The 21,514-nt window shown below is 70.4% G+C and carries 37 protein-coding genes; all 37 read right to left on the bottom strand.

Translation table 11 applies throughout. The features are described 5' to 3' along the window. Positions 1-269: 269 nt before the first annotated feature. Positions 270-830 (bottom strand): hypothetical protein, encoded by a 561-nt coding sequence (locus AC07AL_RS00810; protein ID WP_478316228.1) that lies wholly within the window; start codon positions 828-830, stop codon positions 270-272. Then, the gene (locus tag AC07AL_RS00815; RefSeq protein WP_478316230.1) at positions 827-1,384 is read right to left on the bottom strand and encodes a hypothetical protein; all 558 of its coding nucleotides are present in this window, start codon (positions 1,382-1,384) and stop codon (positions 827-829) included. Before AC07AL_RS00815 ends, AC07AL_RS00810 begins: the two co-directional genes overlap by 4 nt. 61 nt (positions 1,385-1,445) lie before the next feature. Next, the gene (locus AC07AL_RS00820) at positions 1,446-1,883 is read right to left on the bottom strand and encodes a hypothetical protein (protein ID WP_478316232.1); all 438 of its coding nucleotides are present in this window, start codon (positions 1,881-1,883) and stop codon (positions 1,446-1,448) included. Positions 1,884-1,901: 18 nt separating this feature from the next. Then, positions 1,902-2,765 carry a hypothetical protein gene (locus AC07AL_RS00825; RefSeq protein WP_478316233.1) on the bottom strand — a complete coding sequence of 288 codons (864 nt, stop codon included), beginning with the start codon at positions 2,763-2,765 and terminating at the stop codon, positions 1,902-1,904. A gap of 58 nt (positions 2,766-2,823) precedes the next feature. Further along, positions 2,824-3,639, bottom strand: coding sequence for a hypothetical protein (locus AC07AL_RS00830; RefSeq protein WP_478316235.1), 816 nt, complete (start codon positions 3,637-3,639; stop codon positions 2,824-2,826). A 101-nt stretch (positions 3,640-3,740) separates the two neighbouring features. Next, positions 3,741-3,944 (bottom strand): hypothetical protein, encoded by a 204-nt coding sequence (locus tag AC07AL_RS00835; RefSeq protein ID WP_478316236.1) that lies wholly within the window; start codon positions 3,942-3,944, stop codon positions 3,741-3,743. A gap of 5 nt (positions 3,945-3,949) precedes the next feature. Then, positions 3,950-4,084, bottom strand: a complete 135-nt coding sequence (locus AC07AL_RS00840; RefSeq protein ID WP_478316238.1) for a hypothetical protein — start codon at positions 4,082-4,084, stop codon at positions 3,950-3,952. Positions 4,085-4,173: 89 nt separating this feature from the next. After that, positions 4,174-5,262, bottom strand: a complete 1,089-nt coding sequence (locus AC07AL_RS00845; protein WP_478316240.1) for an N-6 DNA methylase — start codon at positions 5,260-5,262, stop codon at positions 4,174-4,176. A gap of 99 nt (positions 5,263-5,361) precedes the next feature. Then, positions 5,362-5,958: a hypothetical protein gene (locus AC07AL_RS00850; RefSeq protein WP_478316242.1), complete on the bottom strand. Its 597-nt coding sequence runs from the start codon at positions 5,956-5,958 to the stop codon at positions 5,362-5,364. Further along, positions 5,955-6,611, bottom strand: coding sequence for a hypothetical protein (locus tag AC07AL_RS00855; RefSeq protein WP_478316243.1), 657 nt, complete (start codon positions 6,609-6,611; stop codon positions 5,955-5,957). Before AC07AL_RS00855 ends, AC07AL_RS00850 begins: the two co-directional genes overlap by 4 nt. A 29-nt stretch (positions 6,612-6,640) precedes the next feature. Further along, on the bottom strand, positions 6,641-6,991 hold the full coding sequence (locus AC07AL_RS00860) for a hypothetical protein (RefSeq protein WP_478316245.1): 351 nt from the start codon (positions 6,989-6,991) through the stop codon (positions 6,641-6,643). Between the two features lie 40 nt (positions 6,992-7,031). Further along, complete coding sequence (locus AC07AL_RS00865; RefSeq protein ID WP_478316246.1) at positions 7,032-7,379, bottom strand: hypothetical protein; 348 nt, start codon at positions 7,377-7,379, stop codon at positions 7,032-7,034. 65 nt (positions 7,380-7,444) lie between these two features. Continuing rightward, positions 7,445-8,155 (bottom strand): hypothetical protein, encoded by a 711-nt coding sequence (locus AC07AL_RS00870; RefSeq protein WP_478316248.1) that lies wholly within the window; start codon positions 8,153-8,155, stop codon positions 7,445-7,447. Between the two features lie 54 nt (positions 8,156-8,209). Beyond that, positions 8,210-8,488 (bottom strand): hypothetical protein, encoded by a 279-nt coding sequence (locus tag AC07AL_RS00875; RefSeq protein WP_478316250.1) that lies wholly within the window; start codon positions 8,486-8,488, stop codon positions 8,210-8,212. Positions 8,489-8,617: 129 nt separating this feature from the next. Then, positions 8,618-8,986, bottom strand: a complete 369-nt coding sequence (locus AC07AL_RS00880) for a hypothetical protein (protein WP_478316252.1) — start codon at positions 8,984-8,986, stop codon at positions 8,618-8,620. Then, on the bottom strand, positions 8,983-9,729 hold the full coding sequence (locus AC07AL_RS00885; protein WP_478316254.1) for a hypothetical protein: 747 nt from the start codon (positions 9,727-9,729) through the stop codon (positions 8,983-8,985). Before AC07AL_RS00885 ends, AC07AL_RS00880 begins: the two co-directional genes overlap by 4 nt. A gap of 29 nt (positions 9,730-9,758) precedes the next feature. Next, positions 9,759-9,899, bottom strand: a complete 141-nt coding sequence (locus tag AC07AL_RS00890) for a hypothetical protein (RefSeq protein WP_478316256.1) — start codon at positions 9,897-9,899, stop codon at positions 9,759-9,761. A 29-nt stretch (positions 9,900-9,928) separates the two neighbouring features. Beyond that, positions 9,929-10,414: a hypothetical protein gene (locus tag AC07AL_RS00895; protein WP_478316258.1), complete on the bottom strand. Its 486-nt coding sequence runs from the start codon at positions 10,412-10,414 to the stop codon at positions 9,929-9,931. Beyond that, positions 10,411-10,977, bottom strand: a complete 567-nt coding sequence (locus tag AC07AL_RS00900; protein WP_478316260.1) for a hypothetical protein — start codon at positions 10,975-10,977, stop codon at positions 10,411-10,413. The genes AC07AL_RS00895 and AC07AL_RS00900 overlap by 4 nt, the downstream gene beginning before the upstream one ends. A 427-nt stretch (positions 10,978-11,404) precedes the next feature. Then, positions 11,405-11,710, bottom strand: coding sequence for a hypothetical protein (locus tag AC07AL_RS00905; RefSeq protein WP_478316262.1), 306 nt, complete (start codon positions 11,708-11,710; stop codon positions 11,405-11,407). 208 nt (positions 11,711-11,918) lie between these two features. Then, positions 11,919-12,215: a hypothetical protein gene (locus AC07AL_RS00910; protein ID WP_478316264.1), complete on the bottom strand. Its 297-nt coding sequence runs from the start codon at positions 12,213-12,215 to the stop codon at positions 11,919-11,921. A gap of 210 nt (positions 12,216-12,425) precedes the next feature. Continuing rightward, positions 12,426-12,716 carry a hypothetical protein gene (locus AC07AL_RS00915; RefSeq protein WP_478316266.1) on the bottom strand — a complete coding sequence of 97 codons (291 nt, stop codon included), beginning with the start codon at positions 12,714-12,716 and terminating at the stop codon, positions 12,426-12,428. Between the two features lie 91 nt (positions 12,717-12,807). Continuing rightward, positions 12,808-13,449: a hypothetical protein gene (locus AC07AL_RS00920; RefSeq protein ID WP_478316268.1), complete on the bottom strand. Its 642-nt coding sequence runs from the start codon at positions 13,447-13,449 to the stop codon at positions 12,808-12,810. A gap of 365 nt (positions 13,450-13,814) precedes the next feature. Beyond that, a complete protein-coding gene (locus tag AC07AL_RS00925) occupies positions 13,815-14,306 on the bottom strand; it encodes a hypothetical protein (RefSeq protein WP_478316269.1) in 492 nt (163 codons plus the stop codon). A gap of 82 nt (positions 14,307-14,388) precedes the next feature. Continuing rightward, positions 14,389-14,748 carry a hypothetical protein gene (locus tag AC07AL_RS00930; RefSeq protein WP_478316271.1) on the bottom strand — a complete coding sequence of 120 codons (360 nt, stop codon included), beginning with the start codon at positions 14,746-14,748 and terminating at the stop codon, positions 14,389-14,391. A gap of 130 nt (positions 14,749-14,878) precedes the next feature. Then, positions 14,879-15,466, bottom strand: coding sequence for a hypothetical protein (locus AC07AL_RS00935; RefSeq protein ID WP_478316273.1), 588 nt, complete (start codon positions 15,464-15,466; stop codon positions 14,879-14,881). A gap of 168 nt (positions 15,467-15,634) precedes the next feature. After that, a complete protein-coding gene (locus tag AC07AL_RS00940; RefSeq protein ID WP_478316275.1) occupies positions 15,635-16,069 on the bottom strand; it encodes a hypothetical protein in 435 nt (144 codons plus the stop codon). Positions 16,070-16,138: 69 nt separating this feature from the next. Beyond that, on the bottom strand, positions 16,139-16,360 hold the full coding sequence (locus AC07AL_RS00945; protein WP_478316277.1) for a hypothetical protein: 222 nt from the start codon (positions 16,358-16,360) through the stop codon (positions 16,139-16,141). Then, positions 16,357-17,844, bottom strand: a complete 1,488-nt coding sequence (locus AC07AL_RS00950) for a DNA cytosine methyltransferase (RefSeq protein ID WP_478316279.1) — start codon at positions 17,842-17,844, stop codon at positions 16,357-16,359. The genes AC07AL_RS00945 and AC07AL_RS00950 overlap by 4 nt, the downstream gene beginning before the upstream one ends. A gap of 15 nt (positions 17,845-17,859) precedes the next feature. Next, positions 17,860-18,021 (bottom strand): hypothetical protein, encoded by a 162-nt coding sequence (locus AC07AL_RS00955; RefSeq protein ID WP_478316281.1) that lies wholly within the window; start codon positions 18,019-18,021, stop codon positions 17,860-17,862. A gap of 56 nt (positions 18,022-18,077) precedes the next feature. Then, positions 18,078-18,563, bottom strand: a complete 486-nt coding sequence (locus AC07AL_RS00960) for a hypothetical protein (RefSeq protein WP_478316283.1) — start codon at positions 18,561-18,563, stop codon at positions 18,078-18,080. Positions 18,564-18,626: 63 nt separating this feature from the next. After that, the gene (locus AC07AL_RS00965; protein ID WP_478316285.1) at positions 18,627-19,043 is read right to left on the bottom strand and encodes a hypothetical protein; all 417 of its coding nucleotides are present in this window, start codon (positions 19,041-19,043) and stop codon (positions 18,627-18,629) included. A 36-nt stretch (positions 19,044-19,079) separates the two neighbouring features. Continuing rightward, positions 19,080-19,520: a hypothetical protein gene (locus AC07AL_RS00970; protein ID WP_478316287.1), complete on the bottom strand. Its 441-nt coding sequence runs from the start codon at positions 19,518-19,520 to the stop codon at positions 19,080-19,082. 51 nt (positions 19,521-19,571) lie between these two features. Next, a complete protein-coding gene (locus tag AC07AL_RS00975) occupies positions 19,572-19,826 on the bottom strand; it encodes a hypothetical protein (protein ID WP_478316289.1) in 255 nt (84 codons plus the stop codon). Between the two features lie 79 nt (positions 19,827-19,905). Next, complete coding sequence (locus AC07AL_RS00980; protein WP_478316291.1) at positions 19,906-20,220, bottom strand: hypothetical protein; 315 nt, start codon at positions 20,218-20,220, stop codon at positions 19,906-19,908. After that, the gene (locus AC07AL_RS00985; protein ID WP_478316293.1) at positions 20,213-21,055 is read right to left on the bottom strand and encodes a hypothetical protein; all 843 of its coding nucleotides are present in this window, start codon (positions 21,053-21,055) and stop codon (positions 20,213-20,215) included. The genes AC07AL_RS00980 and AC07AL_RS00985 overlap by 8 nt, the downstream gene beginning before the upstream one ends. 30 nt (positions 21,056-21,085) lie before the next feature. Beyond that, entirely contained in the window at positions 21,086-21,490 is a 405-nt protein-coding gene (locus AC07AL_RS00990) for a hypothetical protein (protein WP_478316295.1), read from the bottom strand. Between the last annotated feature and the right edge of the window lie 24 nt (positions 21,491-21,514).

The raw sequence follows: 21,514 nt of genomic DNA on the forward strand, positions 1-21,514 counted from the left end.
CCCCCCCCTCCGCCCCCCTCCCCCCCCCCCCTTCCCCCCTCCCCCCCCCCCCCCCTCCCCCCCCCCCCCCCACCCCCCCCCCCCCCCCCCCCGCCCCCCCCCCCCCTCCCCCCCCCCCCCCCCCCCCCCCCCCCCCCCACTGCTCGGGGCGCGGGCCAGCCGCTGCTGCGGCCGTTGTCGGCTGGCCGGTACGAGCCGGGCGGTGCCGAGTTGGCTTGGCGCAGGGTGGTAATGCGGCCGAGGTCGTCTGCGGTCATTGCCGCCGGGTCTCAGGGGTTGAGGGGCTGGCCAGGTACGGCGTCGGCGGGTCGGGTCGGGAGGATGCGGGCGGTGATGGTGCAGCAGAGGCGCTGGGCGCTGGTGGCGGCGCCGGTGGTCCGGGCGTTGTCCCAGCGGTAGTAGGGGGGCTCTTCGCCGAAGCGGTCGAGGAACTGGTAGAAGAAGTTGGTGCCGCGTTCGATGATCACGAGCTGGCAGTACCGGCCCTTGCAGGCCAGGTGGAGGATCGCGCCGGCGTCGCCGTGCCGGGTCTGGTGGGGGTGGGCGGAGATTCCGGCGGCGGTGAGGGCGGCAACGATCGGGTTGAGCGGTTCGGGGGGCGCGGGCTGCCAGTCGGCCGGGGTGCCCCATTCCACCGTCTCCAGCTGGTCGGGCCCGCGTCCGGTGCTGTTGGCGACGGTAAGGCGGACGGCCGGGCTGTGGGGCACGTGGGCGGATAGGTCGAGGGGTTGGACGTTGAGGATCGGCGCGTCGGTGACGTTCGGGCCTCCGAAGATCCCTTCGGGGGTGCGGTAGATGGTGGGGCCGGTGTAGGTGCGGCGTGCGGTCATGGCTGCTGCTCCAGGTTCGGGGTGTGGAGGCGTACCGGGTCGGTGATGGGCTGGCAGTTGGCGGGGCAGGTCAGGTATTTCCAGGGGCGGCCGTTGGGGTATCGGTGGTGTTCGTGGTGGCGGTCGGGGTCGTCGTGGGTGCAGCGGACGGGGGTTCGGCCGCGTGAGCCGCAGTGGGGGCAGAGGTTGAGGGGGTCGGTGTTGTTGGCGGTGACGGGGTGGGGGTAGGGACGGGCGGATCCGTCGACGGGGCGGCCGGTGTCGGGGTTGAACTGGTAGTACGACGAGCGAGGGTGGATGGGGATGGACCACCAGCGGTGGGTGGGGTTGCTGGTGAGGATGTGGCGGCTGTTGTGGATGGTGCGGCCGTTGTGGTGGATGTGGGCCCAGCGGACGTGGGCCCAGCCGTTGCCGTGGTGGCGGTGGTGGATGCGGGTGGCGTCGCGGGGGTGTGCTTCGGGGATGGCGGGGGCTGCTTGTTCGAGCTCGCGGCGGGTCCGGGCGATGATGACGGGGACGAGGTCGAGGGGCAGGTTGGTGAGGTCGATTTCCACGGTGGTGGTGTCCTCCGGGGGGTGGGGCCGGGCAGGTGGTGTGCCTGCCCGGCCGGGGCGGTCAGGTGCTCGGCGTGCCGGAGCCTGGTGGGAGGCGGCGGAGGATGCCTTGGCTGTCGCCGATCAGGGCGGCGAGGTGGGCGGCGTCGGGGTGTCCGGCCCAGGTGACGGTCCGGCCCTTCTCCGGGGTGGTGATGGTGAACTCGGTGTCGGGGAACAGGTCGGCGAGCCGCTGGGCGAGGTCGGTGTCGGAGAGTCGGGCGCTGTAGGTGCTGGGGGTTCCGGTGCAGCCGACGTGCCGGCGGTTGTGTCCTCGGCTGGCGCGCAGGTGGCTGTAGAAGAGGTGGCCTGTCCAGTCGCAGCCGGTGCGGCCGCAGTGCAGGTGCCAGTGGACGTCGCTGCCGGGGTAGGGGGCGAGGGGGATGAGTTCGAGTTGTTCGAGGCGTGCGAGTGCCTTGCGGGCGGAGTCGGCGTTGCGGCGGGTGGTGAGGTCGAGCATCGGCGGGTCCCTGGGGGTTCAGTTGGCGGCGGGCTGGTGGGCGGGTATGCCGCTGCGCAGGAAGGAGTCTTCGGTGAACAGGCGCAGGATCGTTTCGTCGCTGGCCGGTTGGGTGTGGGGGCTGCGGATGTGGTTGAACCAGCCGCCGTCGATGCGCTCCCAGATCACGTCGCCGTGAACGACGTGGTCGCCGTCGGCGAAGCTGACGGGCACGGCCGGGTAAGGGACCTTGGGCAGCGTGTCGGGGTCGACGTGACGGTGCGCAGCGACGGGCACGAGAGTGCTTCCGCTGTGGCGCAGGGTGCTGGGGAACTGCCACCAGGTGGCGGGCAGGCTGGTCATGGGGCCGCGTGCGGCCGGGGTGATGGTGCGGGCGGTGCGCTTGTACTCGCCTCGGCCGAGGTGCCGGATCGCGGTGACAACGGATTCGTGGCCGGTGGCGGCGTGCACGATGACGTCGCCGCGGCGTAGGAGCCTGGCCGGGAGGTCCATGATGCCGTTGGAGACGCGGCGCTCCGGGTGGCGGGCTGCCGGGCTGTTCGGCCAGTTGGTGACGTAGGTGGCGATGGTGTCGACCATGTCGGCGAGGGCCTTGGCCCTGTTGCTTCTGCGGTCGAGCTTGTGGTCGAAGAGGGTGATCTCTTCGCTGGGCTGGGCGTCGTGCGGGTCGCCGAGGTGGTGGATCGCTGAGAGTCCGTGGGCTTCGGCGAGGCTGGTGTCGACGCTGCCGTCGTGGTCGGACGTCCAGATGGCGGTGCCGTCGGGCAAGTTGATGGTGAGCCAGCTGCGCTTGCCGCCGAGGTCGTCGCCGTCCTGGGTTGCGGTGACAGCGCGCCGGTGGAGACCGGTGGTGATCAGTTCGTGCAGGGTGGTGTCGTTCATCGCGGTTCCTTGGCTGGCCCGGGGAAGGTTTCGGCCCTTTCCCGGGGCTGGTTGCTGGTTAGGCGGTGGTCTTGGTGCCGCGCCGGGTGCGCGTTGTGGTCTTGGCCGGGGTGTCCGCCATGTCGGTGGTGGTCTTGGCCGTCGTTTTGCGGGTGCGGGTGGTCTTGGTGGCGGTGGTCTTGGGGGTGCGGGGGGTCTTGTCGGTCGGGGCCTGCTGGGCTCGGGGGGTGCTGGCGGTGCGTTTGCGAGTCGCTTTGGCCTTCGGCGTGGGGGTCTTGGCGGGGACAGGGGTGGCCGGTTGCGCGGGCTCGTCGGCGGCCGGGGCGGTCTCGTCGGCCGGGGGCGTGTCGGGGTCGGGGGTGTCTGCTGCGGTGTCGGTCTGCTTGGTGGTGGTGTCGGCTTCGGCCGGTGGGGCGGTGTCGTGCGGGTTGGGGTCGGTGTCCGGGGTGGGCGGGGTGGTGTCCGCCGGCTGGTCGTCGGCGCCGCTGTCGGCGGCTTCCCAGGGGCGGTGGCCGATGCACAACGGCTTGGTGTCGAAGGCGGGCAGGAGGTCGCGGGTGAGGGTGTCGTGGATCAGTTGGGCTGGGTCGCCGTCGAGGCCGTGGAGGTGCATGACGGTGTGGTAGCTGCGGCCGGGCTGGAGGGGGCCGGTGCGGATGGGGCGCGGCTCGCCCGGGCGGATGCCGGGGGCGGTGATCCACAGTTGGAGGGTCATGCTCTCGATGCGGGTGCGGGCGCCGATGGTGCGGCCGTCGGTGTTGGTGAGGCGTTGGATGTTGGGGTCGTCGTCGGGCCTGGGGGCGAGGGTGTAGCCGTCGAGGTGGGTGGTGAGGTTTTCGAAGGCGGTGGCGAGGGTGGATGCGGTGAGGATCACGACGGGTTCCTTGGCGGGTGGGTTGGGGGTTCCCAACCCACCCGATCGCTAGATTTAATACTCACATTGGGTATGGGTGGCCGCCGGGGCGGCCGGTTGAGCTAGCAGCCCCCGCAGTCGGGGTCGTTCTCGTGCCCGAAGACGCGGAAGTGCGTGACCGTGCGCTTGAGTTCGGTGAAGACCTGCTCGCAGGTGCGGTGATGGAAGGTCCGGCGACTGCCATAGAGGCCTTCTCCGGCGGGGTCGACGCGGCTGAACTCGATGAGGTTTCCGTCCCAGCGCCCGCGGCGGTAAGTGACGGTCATGCGGATCACGAACCCCTGGGCCCGGCCGTCGCGGTCGCGGGGCGCGAGAGTGGGCGTTCGCCGCAGGTTTCCGCGCTGGCGACGTTGAAGGTGTCCGCAGCGAGCCATTCGCCGACCTGCTTGGCGGTTTTCGCGTACATCGAAGCTCCCCTCAGCTAGGAACTCCCTCCTTCCATGTAATTAGATTCTATACTCACTTAGGGGTGGGTGTCCACTCGGCTTCCCCAGGTCAGGCCGCCGGGTCCGCCACCGCCCCGGCCATCATCGCCTCGGCCCTGCCGATGGCGGCGATCATCGTCGCGCCGCCCAGCAGGCTGTCGCGGTGTTTGAAGATCGCGGCCCTCTCCTCCAGGGCGCGACGCTCGGTGTCGCCTTGGGCGAGAACGTCCCCGCGCCAGACCGTGGCGTTCGGGCCGAGGCCCCACAGGATCACGTTGACGGCAGCTCCCGCCGCGGCGATCGGGTCGATGTCGTTCAGGTGCCAGCGCATTGCCGCCGGGTCGATCTGGTGCTCGCGCAGGAGCTGGGCGGCGGCGCGGGTCATCCCGCCGGTGCCGCCGGCGGGGTCGCAGAAGCTGAAGCCGGGCTGGACGTCGGAGCAGTCGCCGAGTTGCATGCGGGCCATGAGTTCGCAGATCTCCGGCGGGGTGTGGTACTCCCCCAGGCCCTTCGTTGCGCCCCTGCTGCGCAGGCCGGTGATCATCCAGGACATCAGGTCGAACTCGGCGTGGTCGTAGGGGTCGCAGGAGCCGGTGAGGTCGAGCAGACTGTTGGTGATTGCGGCGTGGGCGACGGCCTTCACGCAGGCGAGTTCGTGTTTGCTCAGGGGCTCCTCCGTCCAGGTGGCGATCGGCGCGGCCCGGTGTACCAGGTCGGGGCGGCGGATCCACCAGTGGGCCCAGCACTTGCGCATCATCTGGACGAGGTCGTTGGCGTCGAGGCCGAGCATCCAGTCGGCCTGCTTCGGGGCGTCGGGGCCCTTGAGCGGCCACAGGGAGAGGGCGGCGACCACGCCTACGGGGATCTCCATCCGGCTGCCGCCGTGGTGGCTGTGCCAGGCGTCGGCGGTGGCCTCGGCTATTCGCTGCGCGGCTTCGTGCGCTCGGGTCCCGTACAGCACTGGGAAGGTGCGGGCCTTCGGCTTCAGCTTCGTCGGCGGTGCGGGCGCAGCCGCGTCGTCGGCGGGGACCGCGGCGGGCGCCGGGACGGCGGTCAGTACCGGGCGCGGCCGGGGCTCTGCCTTCTGCTGGAAGAAGTCGAACTCGTCGTCCTCGTCGGGGCGCGGGGCGAACAGGTCTATCTGCTGAGACCGCTTCATGACGGTTTGTCCTTTATTTCTGGGCATGAAAAAGGCCCGGCCGGTGGCGGACTGCGACCGGCCGGGCCGCGTGGACGTGCGAGGAGAAGAGCAGGAGGGTCAGTCGGCGGGCTTGTCCCGTGCAGCGTCTTCGAGGTGCTGCGCCTGCGTCTCGACGAGGTGACGGGCGACGGCCACGGCGTAGCGGCTGCCGATCGGCCCGCCTCCGGCGAGCCGGGAGGCGATCGCGAGGGTCAAGGTGTCGGCCCGCCCGTAGTCGAGGCTGTTCAGGTACTCGGCGGCGGCGCGCACCTCAGCTTCGAGGCCGGGCGTGGTGTCGGCCAGGCCCGGCTCCGCGTGGAAGACGCCGCCGCGGGGGCATCCGATCCGGGGGCGTGACCGACCCGCAGGCGCGGCGGGCGGGTCGGACGGCGGACCGGCCAGCGCGCGGTCCAGGATGTGGAGGACGTGGGCGGCGGCGCGCGCGTACTGGCCGGACAGGTGCAGCGCGGTGTACGTGTAGACCGCCACGACGGCCTCGTCTGTGAGCTGGGCCTCGTACTGTTCCGGGCTCAGCGCCTGTTTCTCCTCCGGCCGGTGGCCGTAGGCGCTGGCGAGCACGATGTCCAGCGCGGCGCGGGCGGCTCGCTCGATCTGTGGGTTCAGGCGCAGGCGGGTGCTCTCTGCGCGCAGGGCCTCGTCGGTGGTGCTGTTCATCGGTGGTCGCTCCCGGTGGTGGCCTCGCTGTCCACCAGGTGGTGGTCGGGGATGTCCCTGCCGTGGTCCAAGAGGTCGTCGAGGACGGTCAGGGCCCGTTCGTGGGCCGACGGCAGGGAGTAGGCCCGCACGACGAAGACGGTGTGGCCGGTGTCGCCGATGGCGCGCGCCTCGGCCTTGCTGAGGACTCCCCGCCGGATCTGCGCGATCTCCGCGTACTCGTCGAGGACGACCGTCCACTGCGGCGCGGTCGGCAGGTCGTCGTGGACGCCGCAGGCCTCGCAGCCCCGGTGGGGGCGGTGGTACTCGCGGGCCAGCTCGGCGAGGCGCTGCGCGACGGGCTCCGGGGCGCCGGGCGCGTCTTCGACGGTCTGTGCCCAGGCGTGGGGGCGGCCTTCGTTGGCCGTCCCGGAGTCGACGACGTGAAGGTGCAGGCGCGGCTCGTCCGGGTTGAAGCGGACCTCGGAGTGCACGACACGGCGACCTTCGAGGTAGCCATGGATCTTGGTGCGGCCGGTCAGGACGTCACGGTTGACGATCAGGTCGAGGCGGGCGGGCTCGTCCTGCAGTGCGGCCTGCATCGCACCCAGGCCGGTGAGGGAGGTCATAGCGTCGGCCAGGGCGCCGGCGACGGTGGGTTCGGGCGTGGTCATGGTGTGCTCCGTCGACGCAGCGGTGGTGGTCAGCGGTGGAGGTGGCAGTCGCTCGCGAGTGCGGTCGCGACGAGGTCTGCCATGTGGTCGACGCGGCGGAGGTCGCCGTGGTGGTGCAATGCCGCGTGAAAGAGGTCGTCGTAGTGGAAGTGGCCGACCGTGTCGTGGAACTGGCTGAGGTCGAGGCTGCGCAGGGTGTCGGGGCGGCGTGCCCATGCGACGGTGATGGCCTGCTGGAGCAGCGTGCCGGTGGCCATGACGAGCTCGGGGCAGACCTCGTGGCCCACGATCGTCGACACCACCTTGGGCAGGTGGTTCTCGGGAACGAAGTACAGGTCGTCGGGGAGGCTGGGGGTGGGTCGGGTGATGCTGGTGTGCACGGTCGTTGTGCCCTTTCGAGGTTGGTGAGGGGCGGGTCGATCAGAGGTTGAGCTGCGGGTCGCTCAGGAGCGCGACCGCGATGTCCGAGGCGACCTCGGCGATCCGGTCGAAGTCGGCGTCCAGTGCGAGGGCCCGGCGGTAGAGGTCGGCGTAGTAGCGGTCGCGGACGAGCTGGTGGAACTGGGTGAAGGTGAGGGCGTGGACGCTGTCCGGGCGGATGGCCCAGCCGACGGAGACGGCGTGTTCGACCAGGCTGAAGGCGCTGCGGACGGTGCCGATGCTGATCGGGTCGGTCGAGGCGAGGATGTCGAGGATGGCGAGCTGGTGGTGCTCGGGGCCTCGGATCTCGACTCCCACGACGGAGATGGAGGCGATGTCGGTGGTCATGGCGTTCTCCGGTTGGTGCTGGTGATCGCCCCAGGGCTGTTCGCCCCGGGGCCGGGGTGGTGGGGTCAGCGGGTGAGCTGCGGGTCGAGGAGCAGCGCGGCGTTGATCTCGGAGGCGAGATCGCCGGTGTGGTCGGCGTGGCCGAGGTCGAAGGCTCGGGCGAGGAGGGTGGCGAAGTGGGCGGCGTGTACGAGCTGCCGGTACTGGGGGAAGGTGACCGCGTGGAGGTCGGCGGGGCGCTGCGCCCAGGCGACGGCTACCGCGTCGTCGAGGAGCCGGTGGGCGGTGCGGGCTACGTCGGGGCCTTCGTCGAGGTGTGCTCGGATGGTTGTGGCGGCGGCGCGCTGGTGGTGGCGGGGCGCGGTAACAGCCGCGTCGGCCGGGAAAGTGGCGCCGGCCGGGTATCGGGACCTCAGGTCGCGTATGGCGGCGGTGGCCTGTCCTGCTGTCTCGGCGAGGGTGGTGTCGAGGCTCGGGAGCAGGAGGAGACCTGTCGTCGCCAGGTCGCCCCAGACACAGGCCTTCATGGCCAGCGGGTCGATGTCGTCCCAGTAGTCTCGTGGGGTCGGTTTGAAGGTGACGGTGAAGCCGTCCGCGCGGTCTCGGATGGCCGTCAGGCGTTCGTGGAGGCCGAGGGCCCGGGCGGTGTCCTCGGTGAGGCGTTCGGCGTGCCAGGTGGGGCCGAGCAGTTCTGCGGTGTACTCGGCCAGGTCGCTCAGGTCGAAGTCGATGCGTTCGCCGGCCAGGGGTCGGGTGTGGGTGGGGGTGGTGGGCATCGCGTTCTCCATCTGCTGGGCCCGGCCGGTGGCCGGGCCCCAGGGCGGGTTAGGTCAGGCAGTGAGGTAGTCGAGGACGGTGAAGGAGAAGCCGCCGGGGAGGGCGCCGGGGCCGGCGTCGGGGCTGGTGGCGTAGTTCTCGGCGATGGCGAGGTTGTCGAGGACGGAACTCTCGCGGTCGGGGCGGTTCAGGAGTCGGGCGACGGAGTCGAGGGCGAGGGCGGCGGCGGAGAGGGTGAGGCGGTGGGTCTCCTGCTCGGCGCGGGCGGCGCGGGAGCGGGCGAGGCGGGCGTAGTAGCGGGCTTCGTCGGCGGCGGCGGTGAGCGCGTTCACGGTGGTTCCCTCCCTGGTGGGTGGGGGCCTCTCCCCCTCCCTTCATAGTTAGATTCTATACTCATTGCGAGTGGGGGTCCACTCCTTTGAGAAGATCTCAAGAGGTGGACCCCGCCGCCTTTTGGCAGGTCAGCGCGCCGGGAGGGCCACCATGAGGGCGCTGGCGTTGTCGGCCCGATCCTCACTTCCCTTGCGGAAATTCCTCATTGCCCGCTCGACGGCGTCGCTGACCAGTTCCCCGGCCGTGGACTTGACCAGGGAGTGTTCGACGGTCACGTACGAGTACCAGTCGATGGCGGTTCTCACCCTGCCGCCATTCTCCAGAGGGTGGTAGGCGCCGTCGGTGCACAGCAGCAGCGTGTCGACGGTGCCCCGGTAGACGGTCCGCTCCCCGATGTCCCCGTATCCGACGTCGGACAGTAGGAGGTTGTGGTCCCACCGGTGCAGCGGCTTGCCGCACCGCAGCTTCACGGCGGCCAGGTTGTGGTCCTCGGTCACCGGCTCGCAGTGTCCCGACGGGCTGAACTGTAGGCCCGGGAGTCGCCGGACCAGGCGATGCGCACCTCGTCCCAGTCAGGGTGCCAGGTCGCCGCCACCGCCGTCGAGGTGGGCTCGCCCTCCAGGCCGGAGTGCCGGTGCCAGTCGGGCAGTTCGGCCCGGACCGTCCGGATCGCGTCGCCGGGAGAGCCCGCCTGCGAGGCGACTCGCGCCAGGCGCGGGGTGACGTGCTGCACGAACGCGGCCGTGGCCTCGGTGTCGCCGACGCCGTCGCAGACCACGAACGACCACACCCCGCTGGCCCGGTCCCGGTGCACGGCGAGGGCGTCGCACTGCTTGTCCCGCTGGCCCTGCAGCTGCGCCCCGCTGATGACGGGACCGCCCGGGCGCACCCACTGACGGGAGTTCGCAGCCTCGGAGAGGCGGTCGAGGTCGGCCCGGGCGAGCGGCCCATACGTGCCGTCGGGGCGCCGGCGGCCGGTGATCCACACGGCGCCCCGGAAGAACGGGGCCCGTCCGCTGCCCGCGAGCGCGGTCCACATCTGCTGCCCGTACCGGTTGGCCTCCTCCGCGTACGGCCGGGTTCCGCAGTGCACGGTGTACCGGCCGATCGGCAGCGACGAGTAGCCCACGCCGAAATTCCGGACTAGCAGATCCAACTGTTCGGCGCCACGCGGCGGCTGGCGCAGCTCGTCCTGGGTGCCGTCCGGGTCGACGGCAAGCGCGAAAGTACTACCGGGCATGGTTCAACTCTCCTTCCCTGATGGGCCTTTCAGAGCCCGCCGGTGGCCCACTGGTGGGCGTAGGTGCAGTCCTCGCAGCACAGCTCGCCGTCGACCAGGTCGACAGGGTCGCCGGGTTCGACGGTGAACGTGCACCGCGGGCAGGTGATGGATTGCAGGGCGACGAGCAACGGTCCTGCCTTCGTGCTGCGGTGATGGGCTAGCAGGGGACGCGGCGCCGGCGCTCTGACCGTTGTTCCGGGTGCGTGCGCCAGTGGTTGTCGTAGACCTGCTCCCACGGGTGGGTGAGGGTCATCACCGCGTGGGCGTCTGCCAGCAGCGACATGCCGACCAGCCCCTCGACCGCGATGCGGGCCAGGTCCTCCCGGGCCTTTCCGGGCGGCACCGTGTGCCCGCTGATGTACGGGCCCGGGTCTTCACGCCAGGCGATCCATTCGACCGCCGGGCACTCCACCCTCCACAGTGTGCGGATCTCCACGGCGCCGAGGATGTCCTGCTCCTCGGTCCATCCGGGCAGGGCCCGCAGGAAGGCAGGGCAGCCGTCCTCCCCGAAGTGCGGGATGCAGTCGCGGGCGTCACTGATGTACCAGCATGCGTCCCTCGCGGCGTCCCCCGGGTCAGAGCCCGCCTCGTCGGCCCACCGTTCGGCGTCGAGGCCGATGTGAAGGTCGATGCGGATCCTCACGTCTCGGTCGGGATGCGGAGCTCGGCCCGCAGGACGCTCATCAGCTGTTCGAGGGCAAGGCGCTGTCGGCTGTGGAGGTCAGCGGGCGCCCCGTCCCTACCAGCGGGACCCATGAACAGGGCCGGGCCTTTCACCGTGAGAGGGGCGTCGTGCCGGAGCACGTTGAAGGCCAGGCTGGCGTAGTAGTTCACCGGTATGCCGTCGTTGTCCTCCAGGACGGCAAGGCTGATCACGGGCGTGTTGTGCGGGCACGTGGCGGTGTAATAGATGCACTCGGCCTTACCACCAAGGTGCTGCTCGACCACGGCGCGCCGGGCGACCGGATCGACCGGAAGGTTCACCGGCACGGCGTCGCCGGTGGGGGTGACGAGCAGCGCGTTGGGCGGAGCGGCGGTGAGCTCCTTCGGCCAGTAGGTCAAGGGTCCGCGGGCGGTGTCGTCGTCGAGGGTCACGGCCCAGGGACCGTCCGGACCTATCTCGTCGGTGACGGTGCCGAGACAGCCTGCGCTTCCGCCAGCGGTGATGCGGACTCGACGGTCAGAGCGTGGTGCGCTCGCGGGCATGGCAGTGCTCCTTTGTAGTTGCGGGCCGGGTCGTCCGGCCCAGGGGATGTTCAGCAGTCAGCTGCGGGCGGGTATTCGTCTGGCGAGGGCCCGGTGTGCGTGTCGTAGAGGTATCGGACCCTGGCTGCCGCGCTTGCCCTGGTCGGGGCGATTACGCCGTAGGACTCGAATCCGTCGACGAGCAGGGACTCGGTGAGGTTATTGCTGGTACGCGCGCACAGGGGTTCGAGCATGATCCGGGCGATGCTCACCCCGGAGCCCTGGACCTGGATGGCGACGCGCCATCCGACAGGCTGAGCAGCAACCGGGGCCGGGGCGATGAGGGCAGCAGCGATCATCACACGAAGGAGCACGGTCTTCTCCGGGTCGTCATGGCGAGGGATTGGGCCGGGGGCCGCCGGCGTGCGGCCCCCGGGCCTAGGAGGCCTCAGGCGACCGGCGGGTACCAGAGTTCGATCACGTCGAGGAGCGTGTTGTGCAGCTGCTTAGCCGCGTTCGGGATCGAGGTGACGTCGTACTCGCCACTGGAGGTGTCGAGGGAGGCCTTCCTCGCGTCGAACAGAGTGAACTCGGCTCGGGCCCAGCCAGTGGTGGAGCCCGGGGTGAACGTGATCTTCACGGTGCGCTCGTCGTCCGGAGTGACGTCCACGTACACGGAGTTGAGGATGGCACGGGCCTGGATGCCCGGGTTGTGGATGAGCTTTGCGGCGTCCTGGGCGAGCTGGGTGAACATGTGCAGTTCCTTTCAATGGAGGGGAGGCCATTCCCTCCCCTTCGCCATGCTTTGATTCTATACTCATTCAGAGCCGGTGTCTACTCACTCGAAAACCAACTCAGACCACACGAAGGCGAGTTGGACACTACGAGTGCAAACCTTCTATGCTAAGCAGGGAAGAGCAGACCCGGGGGCCACCGGCGAGCGACCCCCGAGCCCGACGGCCTCAGTCGACCGGCGAGAACCAGACCTCGACCAGCTCAAAGACGGCCCGGTGCACCCGACCGGCCGCCCGGCCGACCGAGAGGATTCCAGTCACGGTATCCAGCGCGGCCTTCGACGGGTCAAGCAGGGCGAACTCGACTCGGACCCAGCCAGTGGTGGAGCCCGGGGTGAACGTGATCTTCACGGTGCGCTCGTCGTCCGGAGTGACGTCCACGTACACGGAGTTGAGGATGGCACGGGCCTGGATGCCCGGGTTGTGGATGAGCTTCGCGGTGTCCTGGGCGAGCTGGGTGAACATGTGCAGTTCCCTTCAATAGAGGGGAGGCCATTCCCTCCCCTTCGTTATGCTTTGATTCTATACTCATAAAGGGTTGGTGTCCACTCACTCGAAAACCAACCAGGCCTGCACAAAGGCGAATTGAGAAATACGTTAACGAACCTCCCGCACCCAAACAGGGAAGAGCACACCCGGGGGCCGCCGGCGAGCAGCCCCCGGGTCCGACAGGCCTCAGGAGGCCAGCGGGAACCAGACGTCGATCAGAGCGAAAACGGCCCGGTGCGCCCGACCGGCCGCCCGGTCGACCGGGAGGATTCCGCTCACGGTGTCCAGCGCGGCCTTCGACGGGTCAAGCAGAGTGAAGTCAACCCGCACCCCGCCCGACTCGGGGGTGAACGCGATCTTCACGGTGCGCTCGTCGTCCGGAGTGACGTCCACGTACACCGAGTTGAGGATGGCACGGGCCTGGATGCCCGGGTTGTGGATGAGCTTCGCGGTGTCCTGGGCGAGCTGGGTGAACATGTGCAGTTCCTTTCTTGAGCGGGGGACATCCCCCCTGCTTCTTAGTTCGATTCTATACTCATTCAAAATGGGTGTCCACTCCGGCGAACCCTCAACTTCCTCTCTCACTAGAGGACTTCGGGGCGCGGTGATGGACGTCGACCACCAGGACTGTGCCCTCGCCGCCCCTACCCGGGTATCCCTGGATGCGGGCGAGGCGACCCGCGGCGCTCTTCGGGTCGTCCGCGTAGCGCAGGATGTCCTCCACGAGGTAGCCGTTGCGCGACAGGTGCAGGCCTGCGTCGTGCGTGGCCAGCGTCAGCCAGGCCGTGCCGCGCAGCGGGACCTCCCGGTAGGTCACTGGTCCCACGGCGATGCCCTCGTGGTCGACTTCAGAGGTCAGCGCAAGTACCTCCCCGGGGGCTTGGAGGCGGTAGGCCGACGCCATGCCGGTCCAGGCCAGTTGGAGGAAGGCGGCATCCTCGTCCCACATCGCGACGATGGCGCCGGCCAGGGAGCGGCCCCACGAGTACGGCTCCGCTTTCACGGCGCGCAGTTGCTGCCGGATGGCGCCGAGCGGGTCTCCGGCCTGAGCGCGTGCCGCGAGAGCGGCCGCGTGTCGCCGGGCGTAGTCCCGGCCGAGTCCTCCGCCGCCGGCGTCGCACAGGGCGACTACCCGGCGGCCGGATTCGGCACCGTAGGCGACGCCGTGGCCACTGGAGCCTTCGGGGCGGCCGCCGGGTGTGGTGGCCACGCTCAGATCCCATCGGCGACGCCGGGGCCTCGGCGTGAATCGGGCGATGTCATCAATCGCGTAGACAAGGTTCTGCGGGTTGCGGGTGAGAGGTATACCAGGGTGCGGGTGGGGGCCGAACCATACGGGTCCGCGGAACATGGGAGTGGGCCCGGTTCTGGCGATCTCCCTCCAGACATGCTGGGCGAAGTGGTTGACGCTCTGGTGGTGCGCTCGCGGGTCAGTGTGGACGAGGAGGGGGCCGAGTCGAGTAGTGAGGGCGTGGGGCGGGATGGCCCACCGTTCGTAGTCGCCGATGGTGGCGGCGTGTCCATCGGCGGCGAGTCGGACGGTGAACGGGTTGTTGTTCATGGTGGGGCTCCGGGTCAGTGGCCGAGGTGGTCGGCCAGGGCGTCGAGGAGGGTGCGGGCGGTGTCGATCTCGCGCAGCGCGGTGTCGTTGTCGCGGGCGGCGGTGGCCGACAGGTGCAGGGCGGTGGCGAGGAGCGGTGCTGGCAGGTTCGCCAGCCACTCGCCGTAGGGCGTTTCGTCGCCGTGGGCCTCCCAGGTGCTGTGGGTGGCGCTCTCTGTGACGGCGGCCGCGTAGGTGGCCGCCAGTGCGCTCAGGTTCCGGTCTCGGGCCAGGTGGGTGGCCAGGGGGCTGCGGTTGTCGGCGGCGAGCAGGTCGGAGAGTGCGGGGATCTGCAGGGTGGTGGCCATGGTGCTCCTTGGCGTGGGCAGTCCCCGGCCGGGGCTGCCCACGGGCCGGTTAGTGGTGGTGGAGGCGGGGGTGAGGTCGTGGTGGCGGCCGATCCAGTTGTGCAGTTGCCCGATGGCCGTGAGGTCACGGAGGTCCGAGGGTTCGACGGCGGTGGACATTGGCTTCTCCTGCGGGGTCGGGGGGTGGGGGTTGTCGTGGGCGGGGCGCCGGCTGGGCAGTGGCCCGGCCGACGCGTGCGGGTCACGTCCAGAACCGGAAGTACGCCGCCAGCTCGGCCTCTCGCGCCAGGTACTCGGCCGCGATGGCGTCGAGACGAGCGATCTCGTCGCGGCTCTCCGGCTTCGCCCAGGTCAGGCCGTCGGGCTCGACGCCCGGGTTCGCCTCGGTCTGCGTGTATGCCGCGAAGGCGGATTCGTAGGTGGGGTGGCCGGTCGAGAGGAACCAGAAGCTGTCGTAGTGGTACTCGACGTCCCACTCGTCGTCGCAGTCGTCGTCCGGGTCGCCGTCTTCGAGCGTCCACAGACGGGTGAAGCCGTAGTAGCCGATGCTCCAGGTGCTGTCTTCTCGCTGCCAGGCGATGCCCTCGCGGTGCGTGCTCATCTTGGGTCCTCTCCTCAGCCCTTATAGTTAGATTCTATACTCTCTTTCTTGTTGGGGTTTACTCCGGCGACAGAAAATTTCCAACAACTCATCCTGGTAGCCGACTAGTTGGGAAAATTCCCACCGGCTACTACGCCCCTGGCCAGGCGGCTCCGGCGAGGGCGCGGCGGTGCTGTTCGGGCAGGGCGACCACCGGGTGGCCGAGCCAGTCGCGGCCCATGTGCGCGAGGATGCTCGCGTCCGCCTGGTCGTACCGGCCCGGGCCCTCGCACTCCAGGCCGTACCGGGAGGCGACGGCGTCGCGGACCATGCCCTTCGCCACCCGGGCCCGCATCTTCTGGGGGTGGTCCTTCGCCGGGTTGGCGACCCCACACGCGTAGATCTTGAGCGAGGCGGGCGGGACCTGGGCGTACGGGATTCCGTTCTCCCACAGGGCCTGGGTCACCATCCACCACAGTCCGGCCAGCTCGTGGTGCCCGGCCTGCGCGCCGTGCCCGTAGGCGGCGCCCTCGATGACGACGAGGTCGGCGCGGCGGACCCGTTCGGCGATCTGCCGCAGATGCCAAGCGAGGCGCGGGTGGCCGCGCAGAGTGTTCTTCGGACGCAGCGCGTCGGCCCAGTCGACGCCGGCTATGCCGGTGGAGGTGAGGGATAGGTCGAGGCCGATGACCAGGGGGGCGGGGCGCTTGGGCTGGTCGGCGCTGTCGGTGGTGCTCATCATGTTCCTTCTCGGTGGTGATCCGCGACCGGCCCCCTCGCGGGCCGCGGTGATCGAGCTGGTGGTGCGGGCGAGGTGCGCCCGGCCCGGGCCGCCGCGGTTCGCGGCGGCACGGCTGGGGCGGTTGAGGGTCCGGCTGGTGGGGCGCGGGCGGCCGACGGGGTGAGATCAGGCCGCGATCGCAAGGGCCAGCTGCTCGTCGGCGGGGTCGCTGTTGGGCTCGGTGTCGGCGGCTGCCTGGCACGGCTCGCAGGGCTGCTCGCCGACGGTGTAGTGCCGGGCGTGGCCTTGGAGGGTTCCGCAGATGTCGCGGGGCTTGCCGGGCAGCGGCAGGTCGGTGTCGTCGACGCCGTCGGCGGTCGCGATGACCTCACCGTCGAGCCACAGGCGGCCACCGGCCACGCCGTCGAACTTGGCCGGGTGGGGGCGGGTCTGGCGCATGCACATGGCCCGGTGGGGGCAGGGCACGCACTCCGGAAGGACCGGCATGCACTTCTCGATCAGGTCGTCCTTGTTCTTCCAGTCGCCTTCGGCGGGGCTGTACCGGGGGTCCCGGTAGCAGGTGGGCGTAAACAGGTCGGTGTCGGGCAGGGCGGTGAACACGGGTGGGTCTTTCTCGGGCAGGGCCTGCCTGGCCGCCCCGGAAGGGGAGCGGGGCGGCCAGGCAGGAGTTCAGGAACGGGCGGTGGGGCGCCGGTGCAGGCGCAGCAGGGTGAGGCGGCGGTCCGGGTCGTGGCACACGCAGGTGACGTAGCGGTCGTACGGCGGGCCGCTGTCCCAGCCACCTGCGCCTTCGCAGTGGCGGCAGGCCGGGTCGGGGACCTGAGCGAGGACCAGTGAGCGGCGCGGCGGCGGATCCAGGCGCAGGCGCCAGCGCGGCCGGGGCTTGGTCACAGGACTTCCAGGAGCTGGCGGCCGATCCAGTGCGCGACGTTGCACGACACGGCGTTACCGGCCTGCATCGTCTGCTCGGCGCCGGTGCCCAGGACGATGTAGTCGCCGGGGAAGCGTTGCCCGGCGAGCTGCTCGCGGGGCTTCAGCATCCTGAACCAGCAGTCCTCGATGCTCTCCGCAGTGACGACGACCGCCGCCGAGTCCCGGGTGGACAGGGTGTGGAGCGGGTAGCCGGCGTGCTTGGCAGTGCCCTTGCGGTAGGGCACCACCAGGGTGTTGCGGTCGCGCGGGTCGACGCGGCGGCCCGGCATGACCAGGCCGTGGTGGTTGCCCTGCGCGCTGATAGTGGAGACGGGGGCGTGCACCGAGGATGTGGAGGAGTGGTTGCGGAACTCCACGATGTACGGGGCGGTGAGCAGGGCTTCGGACTCTCGGGTGGTGCGGGTCCGTAGCGGCTGCTCCGCCGGGTACGGGTCGGTGTTCCACGAACCGCCGGTCGGCACGATCAGGGCCTCGCCCTGCTTGGTGCTGCGGGTCGGCATCGGGCGTTCGGCGACCGCGTAGGCCCGGTCTCCGCCGTCCTTGCCGTGGGTGAGGGTGATCGAGTACGGCTGGTGCGGGTACTTCGCCCGTCCGGCTTCGATGCGCTGCATCGTCGTGTCGGCGAGCTTCTTGCTGCGGGAGCCGATCCGCTGGCCCAGGTCCGTCCAGTCGATCGCCGCGCTGGCTGGGCGCACCCACGGCTCGATGAGGGAGCGGTTGCAGCGCGTGTGGGGGCAGCGGTAGTCGTACTGCTTGCCGTACTTGCCGATCGTGATCTTCGGGTCGCGCCACGTCTGTACGGCGTTGACCTGCTCGCCACAGTCGAAGCACCACGCTGGCGGCGACGGTGTGAGGTTGGGCTTGCGCATGCCCTTGCGTGTGAAGGTGATGTAGATCCGGTCGCGCCACTGCGGGGCGCGCAGGTTCGTCTCGTCGCCGATGTGCGCCGAACTGACGGAGGTGATCTGGTAGTTGTAGCCGAGGGACTTCATCGCGGCGATCCACGCCGGGAACAAGATCCAGTCGGTGGCAAATTCCAAGACGTTCTCCACCACCACGGCCCTGAACTTGTGGACCTCGGCGGCCCGCACGACGCACCACGCGGTCACGCGGGTTCGTTCGAAGGCGTCGTCGGGCAGGACCTTGAACTCGTCGTCGCCGTCGAGGAGGTCGAGCTGGGCGGTCTCCCGGCGGCGGCCTCCGGCGGGGCTGATCTCCGTACAGATGACGCTCGCCCACAGCACATCGGCCTTGGGCAGGTAGCGCATCGGCATGCCGGACACGTCGATGCACAGGTGGTCGGCGCGCTTGTGGTTGGCGGCGTGGGTCTCCAGCGCGAGCTGCCAGTGGTTGACTCCCAGGCGGAGTTCAAGTCCTGCTTCGACGAGCCCCGTTGAGGAGCCGCCGGCGCCGCACAGAAAGTCGAGAAAGGTGAAGGACATGGGATTGGTCTCCTCTCAGCTCTGGGGGTCGCCGGTCGGGGCTGCGGCGGGCGGGCTGGGTGGGCCGGCGGGGTCTTCGTCCGGGCGGCCGGTGTAGGGCTCGACGGCGAGGTGCGAGTGGTCGGCGGCTATGCGCACCTCGGGCGGCGGCGCCGGGGTGCTGTCGTGGGTGGTCATCAGGGAGTCCAAGAGGTGATGTCGGACACTTTGAAGTGTGCCCATACAAGTTGAGGTCAGTAGACGCGGATGCCGCGGTGCTGGACTGCCAAGCGCAGGAAGGGGATCCAGCGGCGCCAGTCGGCGAAGCAGGCTTCGAGGTCCCGGCGTTCCAGGGCGGGCCTGGCGTCGTAGGCGGCGAGGGCGGCGGTGATCTCGGCGGGGACGATCAGCCAGTGTTCGAGGTTGCTGTTGAGCTTGTAGTGCGGGATGCCACGGACGGCGGGTTCTTCGGCGGCGGCGCGTATCGCTTCGAGGGCGGCTTGGGCGGCGGCGAGGTTGGCTTCCTTGCCGGGCACGACCTGTCCGGGGCCGGTGATGTCGCTGATGGTCAGGTCGAAGGTGCTCAGCGGGGGGAGGTTGGGGGGTGTCGGCCGGGTGAGCATGCCGAGTCCGTGCATGGTGCTGCGGATGGCGGCCATTCCGAGGTTGCTGGTGTTGTACCAGGGGGATTCGATGCTGGTGCTGTCGCCGGTGGTCTCGATGTTGAGCTGGAAGCCCATGTGGTTGCTCCGAGGTTTCGGGGCCGGGCCCTCCTTGTGGGAGTGGCGCGGGCGGGCGGGTGGTCAGGCGCGGCGGATGCCGCCGTGGGCGGCGGCGCGGCGCAGGAACGCGAGCCAGGTCAGCCACGCGGGGTACCCGTCTGTCGGGTCCTCGACGGTGCGGCGCACGGAATCGGGTAGGGCGTCGTAGGCGGCGAGGGCGGCGGTGATCTCGGCGGGGCTGATGAGCCAGTTGCCGGGGCGGGTCAGCTTGCTGTCGGGGATGCCGGCGGGGTCGGGGTCCGTACTGTCCGGGTCGATCTGGAACAGGCGGCGGCGCTCCGGGCCGTCGAGGTCCGGCCACAGCAGCGGTTGGTAGTCGGTGAGCATCCCGAAGCCGCGCATGGCGTCGCGCAGCAAGTTCAGGCCGAGGGCGCTGACGGTGTGCTGGTCGTGGTCGGCGGTTGCGTCGGCGGTCACGATGGTGAAGTGCAGGGTCATGGTGGTGGCTCCGGTTGCGGGCGGGGCGGTGGGCGGTCAGGTGCAGCGGAATCCGGCGTGGTCGCCTGCGATATGGAGGAATTCGATCCAGCGGTCCCAGTCGTCGATGAGGTCGCTCACGGCGGTGCGCTCGCCGTGGGGGGCGCGCTGGTAGGCGGCGAGGGCAGCGGTGATCTCGGCCGGGGTGACCAGCCAGCCGTCGCCGGTTGCGAGTTTGTACCGGGGGATGCCGGTCGGGTCGGGGATGCTGGCCGTCAGGACGGCACGGACCTTCGCCGCGACGGCCTCCTGCGGGTCCACGGCGATAAGCGCATGGGCAAGGTCGTGAGAGCAGCCGGCGACGTGGGCCAGGTCGTAGGGCAGGTCCTGGATCATGCCGAGGCGGTCCATGGCGCGGACGACGCGGTCGTGGGTGAAGTGGTCCAGGAAGTAGGTGACGGTGGGGTCGGCGGCTTCGAGCTGGAAAGCCCTGCCCATGGCGGTCTCCTTGGGGTTGGGCCCGCCGCCGAGGGCGGCGGGCCGGGGTGGTCAGTTGGTGTCTGCGAGGGTGGTGGCGCACCGGCCGCCGTCGGTCGCGCTGACGGCGTCGAGGTCGCAGCCGGTGCCGCATTCGGTGCAGGCCCAGCCGCTGCAACTGCCGCCAGGACAGCCGGAGAAGTAGGCGGGTCCGCCACAATCGGGGCACCCACGCTCGTCGACGGCGTCGTGCTCGGAGAACGGGTTGGTGATGGCGGCCTCGACGGGGCCGCGGCCGAGGTCGACGGTGAAACGGATCTCGCTCACGGTGCTCTCCCGTGCGGGTGGGGTCGGGGATGGGGCGCCCGGGCCCGGCGGTCGGCCGGCCCCGGGGCGTCGTGGCGTTTCAGCCGCGCTTGCGGGGCCGCCGGGCTCGGTAGGCCGCGCAGGCTGCCACGGCGGCCAGTGCGAACGCGGTGACGCTCAGGGCGAGGGCGAAGTCCTCGATGGTGTTCATGGGTTGGCGCCTTCCGGGTGCTTCGGCGGTGTAGGTGGCCGTGGTGGTGGCGATGTCGGTGTGGCCGAGGTGGGAGGCGCAGCCGCGCGGGGGGCCCGCCGGTGACCACGAGAGCTCGAACGGAGGGATCACCCACTGGCCGGTGAAGTCGAGGGGCGACCGGGGGGCGTCGTCGCTCGGCGCGCGGTCGTCGGGGTCAGCCATGGGGGTTCGCCTTGCGCGCCGGGCACTGCGGGGCAGTGAAGAGACGGACCGCGGCGAGGTAAACGCCTGTCGCGTCGCCGATCTTGAGGGCGTACTTGACCTGCTGAGTGAGCTGCTGCTCCTCTCGCCGGGTCTGCGGGTGGACGAACCGGCATGCGCACTGGCGGTTCGAGGAACCGCTGTCGAGGGCGAGTTCGGCGAGGGTCGCCTGCACGACCCGGGTGTGGTCGCGTCCGACCAGCGCATGACGGGGCCACGTGGGGCTGGAGTGGCGCAGGGTGATTGCCCCGGCCAGGCCTTCAGCCAGGCCCTCAGCGATGCCCCGAACGTGGTGGGCCGCCGTCAACGCGTTCGGGAGGATCTTGCTGGCCGTGTGGGTGGCGGGACCGTGGTCGTGGACTGTGGTGACCGTGACGACGGCGGGGTGGGCGTGTGGGATGGCCGGCAGCGCGATGCCGCGCGCGGCAAGGTAGGTGTCGATGGCGACGATGAGGGGGGACAGGAGCGCGGCGTGAAGGAAGTCGGGGCCGTCGGCGGTGGAGTCGTATACGACATCGTGGACCGTCGGGTTGTCGGTGCTCTCCCTGGTGACCGACCAGGAGGTCGAGCTGTCGCAGTCGTTCGGGAGGCCGCCGGAGCCGTCGCCGGCGTCGATCCGCAGGAAGGTGCCGTCGGGCAGATCCGCGAGGATCTTCTCGGCGCCGTCGCTCTGGTCGACGTCGGTGACGAAGCCTCGGCGGCGTAGCGCGGCGATCAGGGGCTCGAAGGCCGCGTAGCGGGCCTGCCAGTCGGGGTTGTTGAGGCGGTCGTGGGTGGGCAGCGGTGCGAAGGTCATCGCGGGTCCAAGAGATCGAAGGTGGACGGTTCAGGTGAGGCGCAGGAGGCGGCGCAGGAGGCGGCGCTGCCGGACGGGGGTGGGCTTCGGGGAGGGGGTGGGGGGCAGGTAGCGGGCGAGGGCGCCGAGAAGGGGGCCTGTGTCGGTGCCGAGGTGGTGGTAGCGGCCGGTGAGGGTGGAGTCGTAGACGGTGGCGCGCTGGCCGGTGGCGAGGGTACGGGTGACCGCCCAGCCGGTGGCGCCGCTCGGCCTGCGGGCTGCTGCTCCGCCTATGCCGTCGTCGGTGATGACGAGGAGTGACCTGTCGGGCAGGTGCAGGTGGAGGCTGGTGTGGCGGCCATAGGTGGCGAGGTGGAAGGAGATGCCGTGTCTGCGGGCGAGTTCCGTGATCGGACGGTAGGCGGGGGCGAGGACGGGCAGGTCGGGCGATAGCACGGTCTCTCCTGACATGTTCGACGA

Source organism: Kitasatospora sp. NPDC043949, from assembly GCF_056435365.1.